This window comes from Rhodobacter sp., from assembly GCA_020637515.1.
Lineage (GTDB): Bacteria > Pseudomonadota > Alphaproteobacteria > Rhodobacterales > Rhodobacteraceae > Pararhodobacter.
In genome coordinates this window covers 504,831-527,336 of sequence record JACKKG010000001.1, presented here as the reverse complement: position 1 = coordinate 527,336, position 22,506 = coordinate 504,831, and the positions used below count along the sequence as shown (strand labels likewise).

General features: G+C 68.3%; 20 protein-coding genes. 13 read left to right on the top strand and 7 right to left on the bottom strand.

Going from position 1 to position 22,506, the window contains the following annotated elements; genetic code table 11:
- Positions 1–139: 139 nt before the first annotated feature.
- Both H6900_02555 and H6900_02550 read right to left on the bottom strand, forming a co-directional pair.
- Positions 140–1,159, bottom strand: a complete 1,020-nt coding sequence (locus H6900_02555; protein ID MCC0072150.1) for a proline racemase family protein — start codon at positions 1,157–1,159, stop codon at positions 140–142.
- A 2-nt stretch (positions 1,160–1,161) separates the two neighbouring features.
- Positions 1,162–2,652 carry a hypothetical protein gene (locus H6900_02550; protein MCC0072149.1) on the bottom strand — a complete coding sequence of 497 codons (1,491 nt, stop codon included), beginning with the start codon at positions 2,650–2,652 and terminating at the stop codon, positions 1,162–1,164.
- A gap of 145 nt (positions 2,653–2,797) precedes the next feature.
- Between H6900_02550 and H6900_02545 the strand changes: the two genes are divergently transcribed.
- From H6900_02545 to H6900_02530, 4 genes are read left to right on the top strand one after another with little or no spacing between them, the layout of a single operon-like run.
- Complete coding sequence (locus tag H6900_02545) at positions 2,798–3,568, top strand: SDR family oxidoreductase (protein MCC0072148.1); 771 nt, start codon at positions 2,798–2,800, stop codon at positions 3,566–3,568.
- Positions 3,565–4,191, top strand: a complete 627-nt coding sequence (locus H6900_02540) for an enoyl-CoA hydratase/isomerase family protein (protein MCC0072147.1) — start codon at positions 3,565–3,567, stop codon at positions 4,189–4,191. The genes H6900_02545 and H6900_02540 overlap by 4 nt, the downstream gene beginning before the upstream one ends.
- A 32-nt stretch (positions 4,192–4,223) precedes the next feature.
- Positions 4,224–4,580, top strand: a complete 357-nt coding sequence (locus H6900_02535) for a hypothetical protein (protein ID MCC0072146.1) — start codon at positions 4,224–4,226, stop codon at positions 4,578–4,580.
- Between the two features lie 41 nt (positions 4,581–4,621).
- Positions 4,622–5,146, top strand: coding sequence for a copper chaperone PCu(A)C (locus tag H6900_02530; GenBank protein MCC0072145.1), 525 nt, complete (start codon positions 4,622–4,624; stop codon positions 5,144–5,146).
- A 56-nt stretch (positions 5,147–5,202) separates the two neighbouring features.
- Here the strand turns inward: H6900_02530 and H6900_02525 are convergent, their stop codons facing one another.
- From H6900_02525 to H6900_02515, 3 genes are all read right to left on the bottom strand, one after another.
- Entirely contained in the window at positions 5,203–6,021 is an 819-nt protein-coding gene (locus H6900_02525; GenBank protein MCC0072144.1) for a C40 family peptidase, read from the bottom strand.
- On the bottom strand, positions 6,018–7,454 hold the full coding sequence (locus H6900_02520) for a leucyl aminopeptidase family protein (protein ID MCC0072143.1): 1,437 nt from the start codon (positions 7,452–7,454) through the stop codon (positions 6,018–6,020). The genes H6900_02525 and H6900_02520 overlap by 4 nt, the downstream gene beginning before the upstream one ends.
- 108 nt (positions 7,455–7,562) lie before the next feature.
- Positions 7,563–7,943, bottom strand: coding sequence for a hypothetical protein (locus H6900_02515; protein ID MCC0072142.1), 381 nt, complete (start codon positions 7,941–7,943; stop codon positions 7,563–7,565).
- 157 nt (positions 7,944–8,100) lie between these two features.
- On the opposite strand from H6900_02515, the gene H6900_02510 reads away from it, so the two are divergent.
- From H6900_02510 to H6900_02480, 7 genes are all read left to right on the top strand, one after another.
- Positions 8,101–8,754: a carbonic anhydrase gene (locus tag H6900_02510; protein MCC0072141.1), complete on the top strand. Its 654-nt coding sequence runs from the start codon at positions 8,101–8,103 to the stop codon at positions 8,752–8,754.
- A gap of 82 nt (positions 8,755–8,836) precedes the next feature.
- Positions 8,837–10,537, top strand: coding sequence for a SulP family inorganic anion transporter (locus H6900_02505; protein ID MCC0072140.1), 1,701 nt, complete (start codon positions 8,837–8,839; stop codon positions 10,535–10,537).
- Between the two features lie 69 nt (positions 10,538–10,606).
- Positions 10,607–11,572, top strand: coding sequence for a KpsF/GutQ family sugar-phosphate isomerase (locus H6900_02500; protein ID MCC0072139.1), 966 nt, complete (start codon positions 10,607–10,609; stop codon positions 11,570–11,572).
- Positions 11,573–11,581: 9 nt separating this feature from the next.
- The gene (gene kdsA / locus H6900_02495; protein ID MCC0072138.1) at positions 11,582–12,415 is read left to right on the top strand and encodes a 3-deoxy-8-phosphooctulonate synthase; all 834 of its coding nucleotides are present in this window, start codon (positions 11,582–11,584) and stop codon (positions 12,413–12,415) included.
- Positions 12,408–13,220 (top strand): 3-deoxy-manno-octulosonate cytidylyltransferase, encoded by an 813-nt coding sequence (locus H6900_02490; GenBank protein MCC0072137.1) that lies wholly within the window; start codon positions 12,408–12,410, stop codon positions 13,218–13,220. Before kdsA ends, H6900_02490 begins: the two co-directional genes overlap by 8 nt.
- A gap of 61 nt (positions 13,221–13,281) precedes the next feature.
- The gene (locus H6900_02485; protein ID MCC0072136.1) at positions 13,282–14,439 is read left to right on the top strand and encodes an NAD(P)-binding protein; all 1,158 of its coding nucleotides are present in this window, start codon (positions 13,282–13,284) and stop codon (positions 14,437–14,439) included.
- A 158-nt stretch (positions 14,440–14,597) separates the two neighbouring features.
- Positions 14,598–16,481 (top strand): polysaccharide biosynthesis protein, encoded by a 1,884-nt coding sequence (locus H6900_02480; protein MCC0072135.1) that lies wholly within the window; start codon positions 14,598–14,600, stop codon positions 16,479–16,481.
- A 40-nt stretch (positions 16,482–16,521) separates the two neighbouring features.
- Here H6900_02480 and H6900_02475 read toward each other — a convergent pair whose 3' ends face one another.
- Complete coding sequence (locus H6900_02475) at positions 16,522–19,152, bottom strand: hypothetical protein (GenBank protein MCC0072134.1); 2,631 nt, start codon at positions 19,150–19,152, stop codon at positions 16,522–16,524.
- Between the two features lie 177 nt (positions 19,153–19,329).
- Here H6900_02475 and H6900_02470 point away from each other — a divergent pair, with 177 nt between their 5' ends.
- Entirely contained in the window at positions 19,330–20,322 is a 993-nt protein-coding gene (locus H6900_02470) for a glycosyltransferase (protein MCC0072133.1), read from the top strand.
- Here H6900_02470 and H6900_02465 read toward each other — a convergent pair whose 3' ends face one another.
- A complete protein-coding gene (locus H6900_02465; GenBank protein MCC0072132.1) occupies positions 20,323–21,144 on the bottom strand; it encodes an ABC transporter permease in 822 nt (273 codons plus the stop codon). It abuts the gene before it with no gap.
- Positions 21,145–21,354: 210 nt separating this feature from the next.
- Between H6900_02465 and H6900_02460 the strand changes: the two genes are divergently transcribed.
- Positions 21,355–22,497 carry a sugar transporter gene (locus H6900_02460; GenBank protein ID MCC0072131.1) on the top strand — a complete coding sequence of 381 codons (1,143 nt, stop codon included), beginning with the start codon at positions 21,355–21,357 and terminating at the stop codon, positions 22,495–22,497.
- Positions 22,498–22,506 lie beyond the last annotated feature (9 nt).

Here is a 22,506-nt window from a genome sequence, read left to right as displayed (position 1 = left end):
TTAGGACCCCCGCCGGAGCGGTGGTTTTCTCGGTGCGCTTGAGGGTCGCTTGCGTGAACATGAGGGGCCGATAGCAGAGCCCCGCCGCGAAATCAAGATGGCCCTGGTAGGGTGCGTGCGAGCACGCACCTTACGGCGCTCATGCCCCGGGCCAGGTATCCGACAGCCGGTAGCCGCGTGGCCAGGGATCGCGTGGGTCGAGCATCAGTTGCGAGGTGCCGGTGATCCAGGCGCGGCCGCTGATCTCGGGCGTGATCACGGGTTGATCGCCCATCAGCCCGCGGTCCAGGATCGTGCCCTGGAACCGCGACCCGATCAGCGACTGCGCGGTCAGCGTGAAACCGGGCCCAGCCACCCCGCGCGCGGCCAGCAACGCCAGGCGCGCCGAGACGGCCGTTCCCGTGGGGGAGCGGTCGATCTTGCCCGGTTCGATGGCGACGGCGTGGCGGGTGCGATGGCCGTCCAGCAGGGGGCCGGCGAACAGGCAGAACGACAGATGCGTCCAGTCGGGGTGGCGCGGATGGTGAAAGCCCAGTTGCTTGTTCGCGTTCGACGTGATGCGAACGCCCAGTTCGGCCAGGTCGCGGGCCTCGTCGGGTGTCAGGTCAAAGCCCAGCGCCCCGGCGTCCACGACCACGAAACTGTCGCCGCCATAGGCCGTGTCCACCGTCAGCGTGCCCAGGCCCGGCACCTCGAGCCGGGCGTCGAGCCGGGCCGCGAAGCTGGGGACGTTGCGCACATGCACCCGCTCGACCCGGCCTGCGGCGCAATCCGCGCGCACCGGGATCAGTCCTCCGGGGGCCTCGAGCATCAGCTCGGTCACGGGCTCCACCATCGGCACGATGCCGGTTTCCAGCAGCACCGTCGCCACGCAGATCGCATTCGATCCCGACATCGGCGGCGTGTGCGCGGGTTCCATGATGATGAACCCCATATGGGCGCGCGGGTCCTTGGCTGGCACCAGCAGGTTCACATGCCGGAACACGCCGCCGCGAGGTTCGTTCAGGACGAAATCGCGCAAGCCGCCGTCGCGGGCGATCCATCGGGCCTGATCCCACAGGGTGTCCCCCGGCGGCGGGGCGACGCCGCCGGTGATGACATCGCCCACCTCGCCCTCGGCATGGCAGCCGACGATCTGGATATGGCGGGCGCTGTGCACGCTCAGAACGGCAGCGGCGCGCCGTTGACGGTGATCTGTCCGCCAGGCCGCAGCGCAACCTCGGAGCGCAGGTGATCCTCGCCCACCGGCTGGCCCAGTCCGTTCATCATCATGCGCACGAAGAACAGCTGATCCTGCGGCACCAGACCCAGCGCGGTCAGCCGGTCCAGCAGGCGCTGCCCGCCGACGAGGTCAAAGGTGAAATCGCCGTTGGCATTGGGCATCCCGCGGCCGATCTGCGCCGCCATCCCGCCGATCAGCGTGGCCGCGCCGTTGCCCGTGAACGCGCTGTCCCCGACCTGTAGCAGCACCTGATCGAGGCGCAGTTGATCCAGGTCGAACGGCGGCGTCGCGCCCTCGCCGAAATCGGGGCCCAGTTCGCGCGTCAGCCGGGCATCGGCGCGGATGTCCAGGGCCAGAGACAGGCTTTCCCCGGCGAAATCGCCGGCATTGACCAGCGCCAGCAGTTCCGGCGAGGGCGTCACATTGTCCAGGTGGAACGCGTAGCGCGCGGGTTGCAGGTCCGGCGTGACCACCAGCGGGCCGCCGATCGACACGCCCATGCCGTCCAGGCCCAGCGACCCGGCGACCCCGGCATAAGAGCCCGAGAACTGCGCCGCGTCCGCGGTCATGTCCAGGTCAAAGCGGCCGTCCACGATGTCGAGGGTCATCGACGAGGGCCCCGACTGCGTCGTCATCGACACGGGCGCCCCTTCGATCGTCTGCTGGGACGAACCCGTCCCGCCCTCGGTCTCCATGCTGAAATGCGCGTGGAATCCGGCGTCAAAGGCGGCGCGCAGGGCGCCGGGCGTATCCTCGAGCCCGCCGAGCATGTCCAGTTCGGCGCCCGAGAACGTCACCCGGATCGCCTCGGTCGCGCCGCTGGCCGCGACCGCGCCCCCGCTGCCCGGGAACCCCTGGGGCAGGGAATAGTCATAGCGCGAACCGTCGAAGCCCAGCGTGACCTCGGCCGTGCCGTCGCGTGTGGCGCGCAGGGACCCGTCGAACCCGGTCAGGTCCACGTCGAAGGCCTCGGCCAGGGGTGCACCGCGCCGGTTCGACGATACCAGCCGCATCGAGACCGTGCCGAAGTCCAGATCCAGCGCGGCGGAGTCGTCGGTCAGGTTGCCCCGGATCTCGCCCGCCTGGTGGATCTCGAATCCGCGCGTGACGCCACCAGCGAACAGTGTGTCCACCGTGATCGTCTCGGACGGGATCAGCGCGATCATGTCGCCGCGCGGCTCGACCCGCAGGTCGGCCATGCCGATCACCATCGCATTGGGCTCGTCCGTCGGAAAGATGTGAACGCCGCGCGCTTCCAGCGCGGTGCCGAAATCGCTGACCCCCTGGGCGGTAATCGCCATGCCGTTGTCGGCGGCCAGCGCGCGCAGGGCATCCCAGGCGTCTTTTGCGGTCATCTGCTGCGCGGCGGCGGTCACCGGTAGCAACACCGCCAGCAGTGCGGCGCTCAACGGGATCGGGTGATGAAACATGCGGTAAAACTCCCTTGGGCCTTGCGGCGAAACATCCGGGGATTCTGCCCCAGCCCCCCCCGGGGTCAAGCGAAAAGCCGCAACATCCATATGGTCAGGCAGAAAACTGCGCGTTACCAAGGGCGGGAAACGATGGGGACATGCGATGCAGGACACGACTTCTTGGGCGAAAGCGGTGGCGGGCAAGGCGGTGCTGATCACGGGCGCAAGCCGCGGCATCGGTGCGGCGACGGCGCGCCGCTTTGCGGAAGCAGGGGCGAATCTGGGTCTGGCCGGGCGCCCCTCTGCCGCATTGCAGGCCGTGGCGGACGCCGTGGGCGCGACGCTCATCCCCTGCGACGTGGCCGATGCGGGCCAGGTCGCGGCTGCGGTCCAGACGATGGTGCGGATGCACGGGCGGCTTGATGTGCTGATCAACAATGCCGGCGTGATCGAACCCATCGCGCTGCTGACGCGGGCCGATCCCGACGCCTGGGGCCGCCAGATCGATGTGAACCTGAAGGGCGTGTTTCACGGGATGCGCGCGGCGCTGCCGGTGATGCAGGCGCAGGCCGAGGGCGGCACCATCCTGACCGTGGGGTCGGGTGCGGCCTATAACCCGCTGGAAGGCTGGAGCGGCTATTGCGCGTCAAAGGCGGGGGCGATGATGCTGACCAAGGCCGCGCATCTCGAGGCCGGGCGCCGCGTGCGGGTGCTGTCGTTGTCGCCGGGCACCGTGGCCACCGACATGCAGCGCGCGATCAAGGGATCGGGCGTCAACCCCGTCAGCCAACTGGACTGGGCCGCGCATGTGCCCCCCGAATGGCCGGCCGAGGCGCTGCTGTGGATGTGTTCGCCCGACGCCGACGATTTTCGCGGCGCCGAGGTCGCCCTGCGCGACGAAGCAATCCGCGAGCGGCTGGGGCTGGGCCGATGATCCGGCGCGACGACGACGGCGCGCTGACGATCCTGACGCTGGACCGGCCGGACAAGGCCAACTCGCTGACCCGGGCGATGATGGTCGCGCTGATCGACCACCTGCGCGACGCCGGCCAGCGGGCCGAGGCGCTGATCCTGACCGGCGCCGGAAAGGTCTTTTCCGCCGGCGCCGATCTGGACGAAGCCCGCGCGGGCCTGGCCACCGATCCCATCTGGGAGGAGCTGTCGGGCACCCTCGCCGCGCTGCCGTGCCTGACGATCGCGGCGTTGAACGGCACGCTGGCGGGCGGGGCGTTCGGCATGGCGCTGGCCTGTGACATCCGGCTGGCGGTGCCGGGGGCAAGGTTCTTCTATCCGGTGATGAAGCTGGGCTACCTGCCGCAACCCTCGGACCCGGCGCGCATGGCGGCGCTGATCGGTTCGGGGCGGGCGCGCACGCTCCTCATGGGTGGGGCCCGGATCGAGGCCCCCGAGGCGCTGGCCTGGGGCCTGGTGGACCGCCTGTCGGCGCCCGAGGCGTTGCTCGACGATGCCCGCGCGCTGACCGCCGACGCCTGTGCCGCGCCGCGGGGGCACGCGGGCCGTATCAAGGCGCTGATCCCGCGCGTTTGGTCGCACTAGTGCCCGCCACAAAGACGGATTAGATTGGCGCCATGAAGCCGACGCGTGCCCTTTCCCTGGTCCTGCTGGTGCTGCTGCTTGTCGGCGGCTCGTTTGCCATGGCCAGCGCCCGCCATCAGGCGCGGGCGGTCGGGCAGACCGTGGTTTGCACGGGTTACGGCGTCACGACCATCACCATCGACGCGCAGGGCAATCCGGTTCCCGACGGGCCGATGATCCTGTGCCCGGACTGCGTGCCCGCGCTGGCCGCGCTGACGGATACGGTGACGCCGCTGTTCAGCGCGCCAAGCCGGCTGGTGCCGGTGCGCTACGCGCGCCGGGTCACGCTGGTGCATCAACCCGAGGCACCGGTTCACGCGCAGTCCCGCGCACCCCCTGTCACGGTCTGATCCCGACCTTTCAGACCCAATCAACAGACAGGACGAATGCCATGATCCGCACGCTTTCCCTGGCCGCCTTTGCGGCCGCTTTCGCCATGCCCGCCCTCGCCTGCGACGGCTTCTCGGTGCAGGATGCCTATGCCCGCACGTCGACCGCGATGTCGGTTTCGGGCGCCGCCTTCATGGTGATGCAGAACACCGGCGGTGCCGATTGCCGCGTAGTCGCGGCGCGGTCCGACATTGCCGACCGCACGGAACTGCACACCCATATCCAGGACGCCAACGGCGTCATGCAAATGCGCCAGGTGGACGGGTTCGATGTGCCCGCCGGCGGCGAGCACGCGCTGCAACGCGGCGGTGACCACGTGATGTTCCTGGGCCTGCACGGCACCATGGAGCAGGGCGCCGAGTTCCCGGTGACGCTGGTGTTCGCGGATGGCACCGAATACGTCGCCACGGTGACCGTCGATAACGAGCGTCAGCCGATGCAGGGCATGGGCATGCAGCACGGCCAGATGCAGGGCCACGGCCAGATGCAAGGCCACGGCCAGATGCAGGGCCAGGCCGGCAACTGAGGCAGCCCGGGTCGTTCCGACAGCGTCCCGGCCGGGACGGCCCACCCTTGATCCGACTACGGCCTGAGCCGTCGCAACACCGCCGAACCGGTTGCGGCAATGCGCGCGATGGCGGGTTCGAGGTCTTCCTCGACCACCGCCATGTGATGCGCGTTCGCATGGATCAGCCGCCCCGGCGCGCTGACCATGCCCACATGCCCCGCCCAGAAGATCAGATCGCCCGGTTCCTCGGCCCCGGGCACGACATCGGCCCCGGCCATGGCGCGTTGCAGGTCGCTGTCGGGCGGGCAGGCCAGCCCACAGGCGCGCCGCGCCACCTGCACCAGTCCCGAGCAGTCGATGCCGTCGCGGCTGTTTCCGCCCCACAGATAGGGCGTCCCCAGAAGATCGCGCGCCACCGCCACCGGATCGGCGCGCCAATCGCCCAGGGGGCGCAGATGGCGGGCGGGGACATGGCCCGCGGGGGTCGTGGCAAAGGCCCCCGAGCGATCGGTGACCCGCAGCCGCGCGCCGATCGACACCGTGGCGCGTTCGCGCGTCTTGATGTCGGGCGCGGGATAGAGATGCGTCGCGGGTGCCGCGACCCAATGGGTGGGGGGCTGGTCGTCCGCCAGCGCCTGGGTATCGAGCCAGCCGCAATACCCGTCGTCGCCGTCAAAGCCGAACGCGTGATCCGCGTCCCGGGTCAGCACGCAGAACCGGGTGCCCATCAGAAGCTGCCGGTCGCGCATGCCGCCGGGGCTGTCGCACAGGTCGGCCAGCGGGGCGGCCACGCGCCACCAGGTGCCCGCCGTCAGCCGGTGCCCGTCCAGCGCGCCGGCCAGGCTGTCATGCGCGATGCCCCGCGCGGCGCGCAGGAACCGCCGGTCGGTCATGGGCGCGCGGTGGGTTCGTCGCCGGTGATCTCGGGGCCCAGAACCTGGGGCAGGGCCCACAGGATGGCGCGCGCGGCCTGCGAGACACCGCCCTTGGGGCGGCCCGGCGCATCCTTTTGCTGCCAGCCGTAAATGTCGAAATGCGCGAAGCGGGGGCTGTCCCCGACAAAGCGGCGCAGGAACAGCGCGGCGGTGATCGAACCCGCCATACCGCCCCCCGGCGCGTTGTCCAGGTCCGCGATTCCGGGTTCGATCAGGGCCTCATAGGGGGTGTGGAAGGGCATCCGCCACAAGGGGTCGGCCTCGATCCGGGCGCCATCCATCAGGGCCTGCGCAAAGGGCTCGTCATCGGTGTAGAAGGGCGGCAGATCGGGGCCCAGCGCAACCCGCGCCGCGCCCGTCAGCGTCGCCATGCAGATCAGCGCGTCGGGCGCTTCCTCGGCCGCCAGCGCCAGCGCATCGGCCAGCACAAGGCGACCTTCGGCATCGGTGTTGTTGATTTCGACCGTCAGGCCGTTGCGCGCGGTGATGATGTCGCCCGGACGCATCGCACTGCCCGAGATCGCATTCTCGACCGCCGGGATCAGCACGCGCAAGCGCACCTTCCAGTCCAGCGCCATGATCATCAGCGCCAGACCCAGCACCGTCGCCGCGCCGCCCATGTCCTTTTTCATCAGCCCCATCGAGGCCGCCGGCTTGATGTCCAGCCCGCCCGTGTCAAAGCACACGCCCTTGCCGACCAGGGTGATACGCGGCCCCTCGTTTCCCCAGCGCATGTCCAGCAGGCGCGGCATCCGGTCCGATGCGCGCCCGACAGCGTGGATCAGGGGAAAATTCTCGTGCAGCAGATCGTCGTCATAGGTGACAGAAACCTGCGCGTCGAATTCCTCGGCCAGGGCGAGGACGGCGGTTTCCATTTCCTCGGGGCCCATCTGCGAGGCGGGGGTGTTGATGAGATCGCGCGTCAGCCATTCGGCGGCGGCCAGGATCTCGATGCGGCGGACATCGACCCCAGCCGGCGCCTTGAGCATCGGCATCTCGGCTTCCGGCTGGCCATGGCGGCGGAACCGGTCAAAGCTGTAGCCCGCAAGCAGCCAGCCCAGCAGTTGTTCGGGCAAGGCATCGGTCTCGAAGCCGCTCGCCAGGTGATAGGTGCCCAGCGGCAGTTTGCCGCGGGCCGCGCCCAGCGCCATGCGGCCCCGGGCGCGCGCCTTGGCCGCGCCCAACCCGAAAACCGCCATCGACAGCGCGCCGGCCGCGTCGGGCACGGCGACCGTCTCGCCCACGGCGGCCTTGAAGCCGACCGCGTCCAGCCAGGTGCGCACCCGCTCGGGTTGGCTGTCCAGCCAGTCGCCCAGGGTTTCGGCGGCAATGGCATGCAACGGGATCGAGGCTGCATCGGGCGAAGCAAACGCGGCAAGGCTTTGGCGCATGGCTCTCTCTATCTGGTTTCGCCGCAGACTAGCGCCCGGGGCCCCGAATAAAAAGACCGTTCTGCGCCGCCATCGGCGCTGCCGCCCGTCACGCCGCCCGTCACCAGGTCAGACCGAAAGGCCGGGCACCTCCCACACCTGGGCCAGGGACCGGTCGCCGATGCGCACCAGCCGTTCCCAGACCGCCCGATAGGCGACCAGATCGCCCCGCCGCGCGGCAATCCCCATATCGCGCGAGACCCGCGCCAACGAGGTCAACCCGATCGCCGCGCTGAGTTTGGACACCTGTTGCGCCCGCGGCGCGATGTCGTCCAGCCGGTCCTTGCGAAGCAGGCCGTCCACCTCGGCCAGCGTGTCCGAGATCGCCTCGACCGTCTCCATCACGAAATCTTCGGCCCCGCGGTCACCCAGCCGCGTGAACAGGTCGCCCAGCGTCGCCGTATCGATCACGATCCGCTCGCTGGGGCGGAATTCGAATACCATGGTCATGCCCACACCTTTCTGCCTCAGTCGGCTCCTTCACACCCGCGTTCAGCTTGGGTGATCCGGGCTAACAATTCGTTGCCCCTTGAACTGGGAACTTGCTCGATTTTCTTATGAATTGATCATAGCACTGACCACGCCTCGGACTTAAGGGAAATCCACGATGAATTTTGCACGCAAATTGCCCGGATATCTGGTGAACCGCTTCAAGGGTTGGCATGCCACCGCCTACAGCGAGAACAAGAGCTGGTTCCGTCATCTGGCAATGGAAGGGCAGCACCCGCGGTCGATGATGATCGCGTGTTGCGATTCACGGGTTCATGTCACATCGATCTTCGGCGCCGATCCGGGCGAGTTCTTCATTCACCGCAATATCGCCAACCTGGTGCCGCCCTATACGCCCGACGGCGACCATCACGGCACCTCGGCGGCGGTGGAATACGCGGTGTCGGCGCTGAAGGTCGCGCATCTGATCGTGGTGGGGCATTCCAACTGTGGCGGCGTGCGCGGGTGTCATGACATGTGCGCGGGGCTGGCGCCGGACCTGGCGTCGGGTTCCAGCTTTGTCGGCAACTGGATGGAGATCCTGCGCCCGGGCTATGACGCGACCAGCGGCATCGCCGACCCCGAGGACCGCATCAAGGCGATGGAACTGCAATCCATCCGCATCTCGCTGGCGAATCTGATGACCTTCCCCTTCATCCGCGAGGCGGTCGAGGCCGAGCGCCTGACCCTGCACGGGGTCTGGCACAACATCGGCGAGGGCGGGCTGACGGTCTACGATCCCGAAACCGACAGTTTTCAACCGGTTCTGTGATCTTTCCGTCATCGGGGGCATTGCGGAAGCCGGGGCGCGGGGTCTAGGGTCGGGCATTCCTGATCGTTGACCTGGTGCTCCCATGCCCGCAGACCGTATGGTCCCCGCCCTCTATGCCGTCCTGCGCGAGGGATACACCGTCGCGCATCTGAAGCGCGATGCCATCGCCGGGCTGACGGTGGCGATCGTCGCGCTGCCGCTGTCGATGGCGATCGCCATCGCCTCGGGCGCGACGCCGGCAGCGGGGCTTTACACGGCCATCGTCGGGGGGTTCTTCATCTCGATGCTGGGGGGCAGCCGGTTTCAGATCGGCGGTCCGGCGGGGGCCTTCATCGTGCTGGTCGCCGCCACGGTGCACCAATACGGGATGGAGGGCATGGCCCTGGCGACGATGATCGCCGGCGTCCTGATGGCGGCGATCGGGGTCTTGCGTCTGGGCAGCTACATCAAGTTCATCCCCTATCCCGTCACGGTGGGGTTCACGGCGGGTATCGGCGTCATCATTTTCGCCAGCCAGATCAAGGATCTGCTGGGTCTGACGCTGGCCGGGCCCGAACCCGGCCCGATACTCGAGAAACTGCCGGTGATCTGGCAGGCCCTGCCCAGCGCGAACCCGGTCACCATTGCGATTGCGGCCGGCACCGTCGCGCTGATCGTCGGCCTCAAGCGGTTCGCGCCCCGGGTTCCGAACCTGCTGGTCGCGGTGGCGGCAACGACGGCGGCGGTGGCGTTGCTGAACCTCGATACGCCGACGATCCGCTCGACCTTTGGCGCGGTGCCCGCTGGCCTGCCCGCGCCGCATTTGCCTGCCTTTACCTGGACCCTGGCCCTGGCGGTTCTGCCCAATGCCATCGCCTTCACGCTGCTCGGCTCGATCGAGGCGCTGTTGTCCGCCGTGGTCGCGGACGGCATGAGCGGACGGCGGCACAATTCGAACATGGAGCTGATCGCGCAGGGCGTCGCCAACCTGGCCTCGGCGGCGATGGGAGGGCTGGTGGCCACGGGCACGATCGCCCGCACGGCGACCAACGTGCGCGCCAACGCCCACGGCCCGGTGTCGGGGATGCTGCACGCGGTCTTCGTGCTGGCCTTCATGATGGTCGCCGCGCCGCTGGTCGGGCTGGTGCCGCTGGCGGCCCTGGCCGGGGTGCTGGCGACGGTCGCGTGGAACATGATCGAACGCCACGCCATCGCCCGCCTTCTGCGCACCTCGGGCGAGGATACGGTCGTGTTGCTGGCGACCTGGGGGCTGACAGTGTTCCGCGACCTGACCGAGGCGATTCTCGTCGGGTTTTCGCTGGGGGCGCTGCTGTTCATCCACCGCATGTCCAAGGCCGCAGGCGTCAGCGCCGTCGTGCCCGAGGGGCTGGACGAGGCCGACGACAGCGCGCCCGAGCCCATCGGTATCGGTCGCGCCGACGCGATCCTGGTCTATCGCATCCAGGGCGCGTTCTTCTTTGGCGCGGCCTCGGCGGTGGGGGCTGTGCTGGAGCGCATCGGTGACGACCACCGCGCGCTGGTGGTGGATTTCACCGAAACCGCGATGGTCGATTCCACCGCGATCCATACCGTCGAGGGGTTGTTGACCAGCGCCGCGCGCAAGGGGGTTGTGGTGGTGCTGGCCGGGGTCTCGCCGGCGCTGTCCAACCAGTTTGCCGGCCATGGCATCGTCGCGCCGCAGGTCGAATTCGCCCCCACGCTGCGCGACGGTGTGCGGCGCGCAAAGGTGTTGCTGGGCGAACAGCGGCCCAGCGAAAGCGGCGCGCCCCTGCCCGCGAGTTGACCTCGGGGCCCGGGCTGTCTATGCACCGGCTGACGGCCCTCTTGTGGCCGGGCGGACCCTGGAACCCCCATGCCGACCACCCCCCGAACGCCCACCGCATCGGCCACGCGCGTGCTGGACATCGAAGGCAACGCGCTGCTGGCGCTGTCGCGCGCGCTGCCTGCCGATTTCGACGCGGCCGTGCGGCTGATCCTGAACGGGCGGGGGCGGGTGGCGTTGTCGGGGATGGGCAAGTCGGGCCATATCGCGCGCAAGATCGCGGCGACGATGGCCTCGACCGGGACGCCTGCGTTCTTTGTCCACCCGGCCGAGGCCAGCCATGGCGACCTGGGCATGATCACGCCCGACGACATCGCCATCGTCATCTCGAACTCGGGCGAGACCAGTGAACTCAGCGATTTGCTGGCCTATTGCCTCAGGTTCGACGTGCCGGTGATCGGCATCTCGAAACGCGCGGATTCGACGCTGATGCAGGCCGCGACCCTGAAGCTGACCCTGCCCGACCACGAGGAAGCCTGCTCGCTGGGCATGGCGCCGACGACCTCGACCACGCTGACGCTGGGACTGGGCGACGCGCTGGCCGTGGCGGTGATGGACCAGCGCGAATTCCGCGCCGAACATTTCCGCAGTTTCCACCCCGGCGGCAAGCTGGGCGCGCGTCTGGCCAAGGTGACGCAGCTCATGCATTCGGGCGACCTGCTGCCCCTGGTGTCCGAGGCCACGCCCATGCCCGACACCATCCTGACCATGACCCGCTGCGGCTTTGGCATCACCGGGGTGACCGATGCGCAAGGCGCGCTGATCGGCGTCATCTCGGACGGGGACCTGCGCCGCCACATGGACGGGCTGATGGGCCGCACCGCCGGGCAGGTGGCCACCAGGAACCCGGTCAGCGTCTCGCCCGAGACCGCCGCCGCCGAGGCCGTGGCGATCATGAACAAACGCAAGATCTATTCCGTTTTCGTCGTCGAAACCGACCTCAGCCCGGTGGGGATCGTGCGCCTGCACGACTGCCTGCGCGCGGGCGTGGTGTAAGGAGTGCCCATGACCCGGATTGTCACCATCGGCGACATCGCCATCGGCGGCACGCATCCCTTCGCGTTGATTGCCGGGCCTTGCCAGCTGGAAAGCCTGGATCACGCGCGGAGGATGTGCGCGGGCCTGCTCGAGGCCTGCGCGCCCACCGGCACCCGGCTGATCTTCAAGGCCAGCTACGACAAGGCCAACCGCACCTCGGTCGGGGCGCAGCGCGGGCTGGGCATGGACAAGGGGCTGGAGGCGCTGGCCGCGATCCGCGCGGAATTCGGCGTGCCGGTGCTGACCGACGTGCATGAACCCTGGCACTGCGCCAAAGCCGCCGAGGTGGTGGACGTGTTGCAGATCCCCGCCTTTCTGTGCCGCCAGACCGACCTGTTGCTGGCCGCCGGCGAAACCGGCAAGGCGGTCAACGTGAAAAAGGGCCAGTTCCTGGCGCCCTGGGACATGAAGAACGTCGCCGCCAAGATCGCCAGCACCGGCAACCAGAACATCCTGTTGTGCGACCGGGGCACCAGCTTTGGCTACAACACGCTGGTGACCGATTTCCGCGGCCTGCCGGAAATGGCCGCGACCGGCTATCCGGTGGTGTTCGATGCCACGCATTCGGTGCAGCAGCCGGGGGGGCAGGGGGCCTCGACCGGGGGGCAGCGCGAATACGTGCCGGTGCTGGCGCGCGCCGCCTGCGCGGTCGGCGTGCACGCGCTGTTCATCGAAAGCCACCAGGACCCGGACAACGCCCCCTCGGACGGGCCGAACATGGTGCCGCTGGACCAGATGAAGGCGCTGATCGGCAACCTGGCCGCCTACGACGCCCTGACCAAAGGAGGCCCGAATGCGTGAGGCCGTCATCGTCATTCCGGCGCGCTACGCGTCCACCCGCTACCCGGCCAAGCCGCTGGCAAAGCTGAAGGGCGCGTCCGGCGTCGAACGCAGCCTGCTGGAACGCAGCGTCATGGCGGCCCGTGCCGCGGCGGTGTCCACGCGCGGCGTCACCGGCGTCTATGTCGCAACCGATGACGCGCGCATCGTCGACGAGGCGCGCCGCATCGGTGTCGAGGTCATCCTGACCGACCCCGAATGCGCCAACGGCACCGAGCGCGTCGCCCAGGCGGTGCACCGTGCGGGGCTGACGCAGCCGATCGTGGTGAACCTGCAAGGCGACGCGCCGCTGACGCCGCCGCATTTCGTCAGCGCGCTGATCGCCGCGATGCGCGACGACGACACGCGCCAGGTTGCGACGCCCGTGCTGCGCTGCGACCGCGAGGCGCTGGACAATTTCCTGGCCGACCGCAAGGCCGGCCGTGTCGGCGCCACCACGGTTGTGCGCGACATGCTGGGCAACGCCATCTACTTTTCCAAGGAAGTGATCCCGTTCACGGGCAGCCTGAAACGCCATGACCCGATCCCGGTGTTCCACCATGTCGGGCTTTACGCCTATACGCCGCAGGCGCTGACGCTCTATGCGGGCCTTGACGCCGGGGCGCTGGAACAGATCGAGGGGCTGGAGCAGTTGCGGTTCCTCGAACACGGGCACAAGATCGCGGCCGTCGAGGTCAGCGCGCCGGGCGCGGCCTTCTGGGAGTTGAACAACCCCTCGGACGTGCCGCTGATCGAGGGGTATCTGAAGCGGATGAACATGGATTGAGCCGCCGGGGGCCCTGCCCCCGGACCCCCGGCGTATTTGCGACAAGGTGAAAGGGCATGGCTTGGCGGATGACAGCGCGGTCCTGATCGTCGGCGCCGGCCTGTCGGGCGCGGTGGTGGCGCGCGAACTGGCCGAGGCCGGCCTGCGCGTGCGCGTGATCGAGGCGCGCGATCATGTCGGCGGCAATTGCCACACCGAACGCGATGCCGAAACGGGGGTGATGGTGCATGTCTACGGGCCGCACATCTTTCACACCGCCGACGCCGGGGTCTGGGCCTATGTGAACCGCTTCGCGACCTTTCGCCCGTATCGGCACCGGGTCATGGCGCAAAGCGGCGGGCGGGTCTATTCGCTACCGCTGAACCTGCTGACCATCAACCAGATCTTCGGCCGGACCTTTCGCCCCGACGAGGCCCGCGCCTTTGTCGCCGCACAGGCCGAAACCGACATCGCCGCGCCCCGCAACTTTGAGGAGCAGGCGCTGGCGCTGATGGGGGCGCGGCTCTACGAGACGTTCTTCAAGGGCTATACGCAAAAGCAATGGGGCTGCGCGCCGCGCGCCCTGCCGGCCGCGATCCTGAAGCGTCTGCCGGTGCGGTTCAGCTATGATGACAGCTATTTTGCGCATCCCTATCAGGGGATGCCGGAGCAGGGCTACACGGCGTTGGTGCAGGCGATCCTTGACCATCCGCGCATCCGGCTGGAACTGCGCACGCCCTATGCGCCCGCGATGGCGGGGACGGCGGCGCATGTCTTCTGGACCGGGCCGCTGGACGCCTGGTTTGGGCATGACCTGGGCCGGCTGGGGTATCGCACCCTCGATTTCGAGCGGTTCACGGCCCGGGGCGACTGGCAGGGATGCGCGGTGATGAACTATTGCGACGCGGATGTGCCCTGGACGCGGATCACCGAGCACAAGCATTTCGCGCCCTGGGAGGACCACGCGGAAACGGTGCTCTATCGGGAACGCGCGCGTGCGGCGGGCCCCGACGACATTCCCTTTTATCCGATCCGGCTGATCGAGGAGAAAGCCCTGCTGGGCCGCTATGTGGACCGCGCCGCGCAGACCGAGGGGGTCAGCTTCCTGGGGCGGCTGGGCACCTATCGGTATCTGGACATGGACGTGACGATCCGCGAGGCGCTGGACAGTGCCCACGCCTGGCTGGAGGCGCGCCGCGCAGGCCGCCGTGTCGGGGCCTTTGCCGTCAGTCCGCTGTAGATTTCTGCATCGCGGCGCAACATTCCGCCCATGCCGGTGGCAATGCTGTCTCTGCGGTGCAATATCTGTTAGAAATTTTCGGGGGGACCCTGTCTTCGCGTTTCTCTTTTGCAACCAGGAGGCGTAACGCTTCCTGAACGACCCCAGTCCGGTTCGGTATGCTCGCAATCCTCAAGACCCTGTCCCGTCCCGTGAAGCAAGCGATCCTGATGGCGCTTGACGTGGTCCTCGTGCCCGTCTCGTTGCTGGTGTCGCTGGCGGTGGCGGCGGGCCGGGTGCCGTCGGTCTCCGTGATCCAGCAGGAATGGCTGGCCTTCGGGATCCTGACGATTGCCTCGGGGTTCCTGTCGATCCTGCTGGGCCTGCCGCGGGTGCAGCTCAAATCCTATGAGCTGTCGGCGCTGGGGCTCAGCGCCGCGCTGGGGGCGGTTCTGGCGGGGATGCTGGCCGGGCTCATCATGCTGGGTTATTCCCATGTCCAGGTCGGAACGCCGGTGATCCTGGCGCTGATGTATTCGGTGTTCAGCGCCGCGTCGCGCATGATCCTGTTGCAGATCCTGATCGCGATCTATCGCCACGACACGCCCAGCAAGCGGGTGCTGATCTATGGCGCGGGTATGACCGGCATCCAGTTGGCCATGGCGCTGAAGGCCCACGCCGAGGTCCGGGTGATCGGCTTTCTCGACGACAACCCCTCGCTTCAGGGGATGACGGTGGCCGGGCTCACGGTGTTTCCTGGCCGGCGCATCGAATCGCTGATCGAATCGCATCACATCGAGCGCGTGCTTCTGGCGATGCCGTCCCTCAGCATGCCGCGACAGGCGCAGATCGCCCGGCGTGTCGGCAAGCACGGGGTCGAGGTTCACGCGCTGCCCTCGTTTGCGCAGCTGATCGGCGAGCAGCAGATCGTCACCAAACTGGCGCCGGTGCTGCCGCAGTCCGTTCTGGGGCGGCAACACCTGACCGATGCCCTGAACGGCGGCTGCGGGGCCTATACCGACCAGGCGGTGCTGATAACCGGCGCGGGCGGATCGATCGGGTCGGAACTGTGCCGGCAGATCCTGGGGTGCAAGCCCCGGACATTGGTGATCCTGGATCTGAACGAATACGCGCTGTTCATGATCGACCGCGAATTGCGCGCCCTGTCCGAAGATACGCCGGTCCGGATCGTTCCCGTCCTGGGCTCTACCGGCGACGCGCGGCTGATCCGGTCCGTCATCCTCGAGCACGGCGTGTCGGTGATCCTGCACGCGGCCGCCTACAAGCATGTGCCCATGGTCGAGAAGAACCCGATCGCCGGTGTCACCAACAACGTCTTCGGCACGCTGACCCTGGCGCAGGCGGCGCTGGACCTGGGGGTGCAGCGGTTCGTGCTGATTTCGTCGGACAAGGCGGTGCGCCCCGTGGGGGTCATGGGCGCGACCAAGCGGCTGTCGGAAATCATCGTCGGCGATCTGGCGCGCCGGTCGGGGAACACGATCTTTGCCATGGTGCGGTTCGGCAATGTGCTGGGGTCGTCGGGGTCGGTGGTGCCGATCTTTCACGAGCAGATCAGCCGGGGCGGGCCGGTCACCGTGACCGACGAGTTGGTCACGCGCTATTTCATGACCACGCAAGAGGCCTGTCGCCTGGTTCTGTGGGCTGGAACGCTGGCCGAGGGGGGCGAGATCTTTGTCCTGGACATGGGCAAGCCGGTGCGCATCCTCAATCTGGCGCGGCAGGTGATCGAGCGGTCGGGACACACCGTGCGCGACGCGCAGAACCCCGAGGGCGACATCGAGATCGTCACCACCGGCCTGCGCCCCGGCGAGAAGCTGCACGAGGAGTTGTCGATCAGCGCGCAGCTGGAAGATACCGCGCACCCCAAGCTGTCGCGCACGCGCGAAAAGGTTCTGTCCGAATTCGAAACGGCCCGGGCCCTTCAGGCGTTGCGCGCGGCGATCGAGGCGGGCGATGCCCCGGCGCTGGTCGAGGAAACGATGCGCTGGGTCAAACGCGACATCGACCACAACGCCGTCTCTAGCGAGGAAGCGGGCGGCTGATCCCGCGCGCCTGCGGTCGGCCGGTCCGAACCGCGGCGGGTCAGACGATGTCGATGGCGCCGGCCAGCCCGGACAGATCGTGGAACCCGTCCAGGATCACCATCCCGCTGCCGATCCCGGTGAAATCCAGCACGACATTGCCATCCGCATCCAGAAGGCCGAAGCGGTCCACGACCTCTTGCGCGCTCAGCGTGCCCAGCATGTGCCAGGTCCAGTCGTCGATCCGCAGCGCGTCGCCCTCGCCCGGGTGGAAATCCATGATCCGGCTGGTGTCGTGGTCGCGGAAGTATTCGAACACATCGGCCCCGGCGCCGCCCACGAACGTGTCGGTGCCGCGCCCGCCGCGCATCACGTCATTGCCTTCGTCGCCTTGCAGCAGGTCGTCGCCATCGCCGCCCGACAACCAGTCGTCGCCGGTTCCGCCGATCAGCGTGTCGTTGCCCGCGTCGCCCCAGAGCAGGTCGTTCCAGCTGCCGCCGTCGATCAGGTCGTCGCCGTCCTTGCCCCAAAGCCGGTCGGACCCGCTGCCGCCAAAGATCTGATCGTCGCCGGCGCCGCCATAGATCAGGTCGTGCCCGTCGCCGCCGTCCAGCGTGTCGGCGCCGTCGCCACCCCAGATCTCGTCGGCGCCCGCGCCCCCCTCCATCCAGTCGTTGCCGGACTTGCCGAACAGCAGATCGTCGCCGGCGCCGCCGCGCACGGTGTCGTTGCCGGTTCCGCCGCCCACGGTGTCATTGCCGCCGCCCCCGTCCACCAGATCGTCGCCCTGGCCGCCATAGATCTGGTCGCTGTCGGCCCCGCCCAGGGCATCGTCGTTGCCGGCCCCGCAATACAGCAGATTGCGCCCGCTGCTGTCGCGGAGCGTGTCGTCACCCGCGCCACCGGCCAGGGTATCCGCGCCGTTGCCGCCATAGATCAGGTCGTTCCCGGCGCCGCCCTGGATCAGGTCCCGGCCGTCGCCGCCGTCCAGCGTATCGGCGCCGATCCCGCCCCGCAGCGTGTCCGCGCCGGCGCCGCCCAGCAACAGGTTGGCGCCGTCTGTCACCGTCAGCAGGTCGCGGCCGTTGCCCCCGTCCAGGCTGTCGTTGCCGGCGCCACCGATCAACGTGTCGTGCCCCAGGCCGCCGAGCAGGGTGTCGTCGCGGTCGGTGCCGGTCAGCGTGTCGCGCAGGTCCGTGCCTTTGATCCGCACACCGGGGTTCAGCGGCGTGACCGGCTCTTGCGGCACAAAGGGGAAATGATCGGCCCAGTCGAAGCCCCCGGGGAACAGGTCGGCCAGGGTCAGCGGTCGGCCATCGGCGGCGGTCACCACGATCATCGTGCCGCGATAGCTGACGATGCAGCCCGATCCGGTCGCCGTGACACTCAGTTGCGCGGGGTCGCGCAGCATCGGCAGGTCGGAAAGATCCAGCCGGTCCGTTCCGCGCTGAAAGTCGGTGACGGTCGAACCGCCGGCCCCGTCGCGGATGACAAAGGTATCCGCGCCCGCGCCGCCGGTCATCACCGTCTGGCCCTGGCCGGTCACCAGGATGTCGTCGCCCGCCCCGCCCAGCAACGTGTCCCCCGCGCCCGAGGCCATCAGCACGTCGTCGCCGCCGCCGCCCGCCAGGGTTTCCGCCGCGGCAGTGCCCGACAGGACGATCCCCAGGTTGGACAGATCGAGGGTGAAATGCGTCACCCCGCTTTCGTTCTGCGAGCCGACGAAGACGTGCAGCAGGTCGCCCTCGATCGCCAGGCTGACGGCGGTCACCTTGTGCATTGCGGTCAGGGCGGTATCGCCAAGGCTTTGCAGGGCGATCAGGCGGCCGTCGGGCAACAGGCGGAACAGGGTCAGACCGTTGTCGGCACCGCCGGCGACGACAAAGACGTGATCGCCCGATTGCGCGACCCCCAGCGCCTGGACGCCTTCGAACCGGGTGATGCCGGTATCGACCACATGGTCGGTCGGCGTCAGCGCGCCGTCCAGCCCCAGCCGCATCACCGATATCGACGAGCTACCCGAGGCCGCCAGCAGCACATAGGCCTGGCCCGCGATCTCGACCACCTCGATCGCGGTGGGCAGATGCACGCCCAGCCCCTGGGCCATGCCCATCGTGCCCGTCTGGATCAACTGGCCCGTGCCGGGATCGACGCGAAAGCCCACCACCCCGTCCAGGCTGCCGCAGGCGCCCAGAAGAAAGCTCTGCCCGTTCAGGGTGATGCTGACCAGTTCCACCAGTTGCGTGCAGTCGAAGCCGGCGGGGAACAGTGACAGGCTGGCGTCGGCCAGAACCACCAGCGCCTCGATATGGCCGATGCTGCCGTCGGTTGCGGCCCCTTCGGCCGCGGTCAGGCTGGACAGCACCTGCGCCCCCAGATTGCCGCCGGCATCGGTCAGGTAGCCGACCAGGCCCTGCGCCGCATTGCCGACCAGCAGCACCAGCCCGGTGCCATCGTCGGCCAGAACGATCCTGTCCGAGACGATCGCGGTGATCTCGGGCGGGAAGATCACGCTGGTGCCGACCTCGGCCCCACCTTCGGCGCCGACGACGTAATCCACCAAACCGCCGTTGCGCCCGGTGCTGGAATACAGATGCAGCGTGCCATCGACCACGGCGACCTCGAGGTCGGTAATGCCCGAATCGAGCAGACCGACCCCGGTCTCGATCACGCCTTGCAACGTCAGTCGCATGGGCTGCCCCTTCTTTCCACCGGGGGGCACCGTGCATGGATCGCGGGGTGGCAAGCGGTGCGCAATCTGGGCAGAAATGGGGCGTTCGTGTCGCATTTGATCCAACGGCCGAGCGGGTGCGCCATTTGACAGGCCGGCGCGGCTGGCCTAGCTGGGCAGGGGTGTCAGGGGGTGTCGATGCAGGACGGAACGGGCGGCAACGGGCGGCTGGTGGCGGTGGTGGTGACGCACCGACGCCTGGCGCAATTGCAGGTGACGCTGCCCGCACTGCTGGCCGCGCCACGCGCCGCGCTGGCCGCGGTGGTCGTGGTGGACAACGCCTCGGACGATGGCACGCCGGACTGGCTGGCAACGCAGACGGACCCCCGGCTGCATGTCCTGCGGCTGGACCGCAACACCGGCGGCGCCGGCGGCTTCGAGGCCGGGATGCGGCACGCGATGGCGCATCATGGCCCCGACTGGCTGGTCGTCATGGACGACGACGCCCGCCCCGACCCGGGCGCGCTGGCGGCCTTTCAGGCGCTGGACCTGGACGGATGGGACGGAATCGCCGCGGCGGTCCGGCATCCCGACGGCACCCTGTGCGAGATGAACCGGCCCACGCTGAACCCGTTCTGGCACAAGCGCATCCTCATGCGCACGGTGCTGGGCGGGGGGCGCGGTGCGTTCCACCTGGGCGAGGCCGATTTTGCCCGCGCGGGTCTGCGCGCGGTGGACGGGGCCTCGTTCGTGGGGTTCTTTCTGCGCGCGTCGGTCATTGCGCGGCGCGGCTATCCCGACCCGGCGCTGTTTCTGTATGGCGATGACGCGATCTACACGATGGGCCTGACGCGGGCGGGGCACCGGCTGGGCTTTGCGCCCTCGGTCCGGTTCACGCATGACAGCACGACCTATTCCACCGCCGATCCGCGCATCCGCCCCTTGTGGAAGGTCTATTACTATCACCGCAACCTGCTGATCCTGTATCGCATGGCGACGGGCGTCTTCTTTGTGCCGGTGCTGGCCTACTATGTTCCGCGATGGCTGCTGCGGCTCAAGGCGCACGGCGGGGAACGCGGCCGGTTCCTGCGGCTGTTCGCACTTGCGCTGGCGGACGGGCTGCGGCGGCGCACCGGCCGCCCCCATGCCGAGGTCCTGGCCCGCGCCGAGGGGCGTGCGCCCGACCCGTAATCAGCGGTTGATGAGCTCGCGGTGATAGCGCCGCAGCAGGATCAGCCCCAGCAGGAACGGGATCATCGACCACAGCAACACGTAGGGGATCGACACGTATTGCGGCTGGTAGGTGGCATAGAATCCCTGCCGCATCAGCCCGGTCAGATGGATCAGCGGGTTGTAATACAGCCAGGTCTGGATGTCGGTCGGCAGGCTCTCGGGCAGCATCAGCACGCCCGAAAGGATCATCAGCGGGGCGTTCAGGATTTGCCAGATCCGCGACCAGATCTCGATCCGTTCGGTCAGGAAGCAGTTCAGCGTGCCGACGCCCAGCCCCAGAAAGGCGCTCAGCGCCATCGACAGGATCACCGCATTCCAGTCCATGATCAGGGTCACGCCCTGCACCAGCACGACGCCCACCAGAATCAGTGCCGTCACCACGATCATCACCAACGTGTTCAGGATGAACCGCGCCAGCAGCGCATCGACCCAGGTCACGCCCGGATACAGCAGCAGCGAGCGCGAATACGAGATGCTGCCGCCGACCATCGTCGCGTTCGACCGAAAGGTCTGAAAGGGCATCATCCCTGTCGCCTTGAACAGGATGAAACTGGTGCCCAGCGCGGGTGAGCGCGCCAGCAGCGAGAACGCCATGCCCAGGATGATGATCGTCGCCAGCGGTTGCAGCAGCGCCCACAGGAACCCGCCCGGGGTCCGCCCGAAGCGGGTGGTCATCTCGCGCAGGACCAGTGCGGAAATGGTGCGCGCGGTCGGGTGGCTGCGGCTCAGCGCGCCGGGGCGGATCATCTCACCGGACGGTGACAGGGTGGGGCTGGACATCGCGCGCGCGACTTCCTTTTACTGGTCTTCATCGGCCGGACTATGTAGAAAACCGACCGAAGAGGCAAACAACCTTTGGAGAGCGTCGTGGATGACGACACGCAGGACGACGCCCCGCAACAGGCGCCCAAAGGCAAGGGACAGGGCCAATGGGCCGCCCGGCAGGCCCGACAGGCAAAGCGCAGGGCCGCGGGCGGTGCCGAGGGTGCCATGCCCGAGGTCCGCCCCGTGGCCTCGCCCGCCGTGTTCAAGCCACGCCACCGCCGGATGCGCACCAGTTTCCTGGTCCTGGTGGTGGTGCCGCTGATCGCGGTGACGGTCTATCTGTTCGGCTTTGCCCGGGATCAGTATGCCTCGACCACCGGGTTCACCGTCCGCCGCGAGGAAGGGGCGGCCGCCGCCGAACTGGTCGGCGGCATCAACGCCTTCATCGGTGGCGGCGGGTCGTCGAACACCGACGTTCTCTACGCCTATATCCACAGCCAGCAACTGGTCGAACGGGTGCAGCAGCAGATCGACCTGCGCGCCCATTATTCCGAATTCTGGGCGACCGACCCGGTGTTCTCGTTGTGGCCGGACGCCTCGATCGAGGATCTGGTCTGGTTCTGGGACCGGGTGGTGATCGTGTCCTATGACAAGAATTCGGGGTTGATGGACGTGCAGGTTCGCGCCCACACCGCCGAGATGGCGCAACGCATCGCCCAGATCGTGGTGCGCGAAAGCGAAACGATGATCAACGCGCTGAACGCCCAGGCCCGGCGCGACAGCATGGCCAACGCCGAGCAGGACCTGGAGGATGCGCTGGCGCGGCTGCGCACCGCGCGCGAGGATCTGGCCAGTTTCCGTGCCCGCACCCAGATCGTCGATCCGCAGGCCGATATCGAAGGGCGCATGGGCGTCATCAACGGCCTGCAACAGCAACTGGCGCAGGCACTGGTGGATTACGACCTGCTGCTGCAAAGCACCGCCGAAACCGACCCCCGCGTGCGTCAGGCGGATCGCCGGATCGAGGTGATCCGCCAGCGCATCTCGGAGGAGCGGCGCAATTTCGCGACGCAGGATGTCACCGTCTTCGACACCGATTACCCCCGGCTCATCGCGCAGTTCGAAAGCCTGACTGTCAACCAGCACTTTGCCGAGACGACCTATACCGCCGCGCTGGCGGCGCTGGACGCCGCGCGCTCGAACGCGCAACGCCAGAGCCTGTATCTGGCGACCTACGTTCAGCCGACGCTGGCGCAAAGTGCCGAATACCCGCAACGCTATCTGCTGACCTTCATGGCGGCGCTGTTTCTGGTGCTGGGATGGGGTTCGGCGGCGCTGATCTATTACAGCCTGCGCGACCGGGGCTAGGCTGGGGGC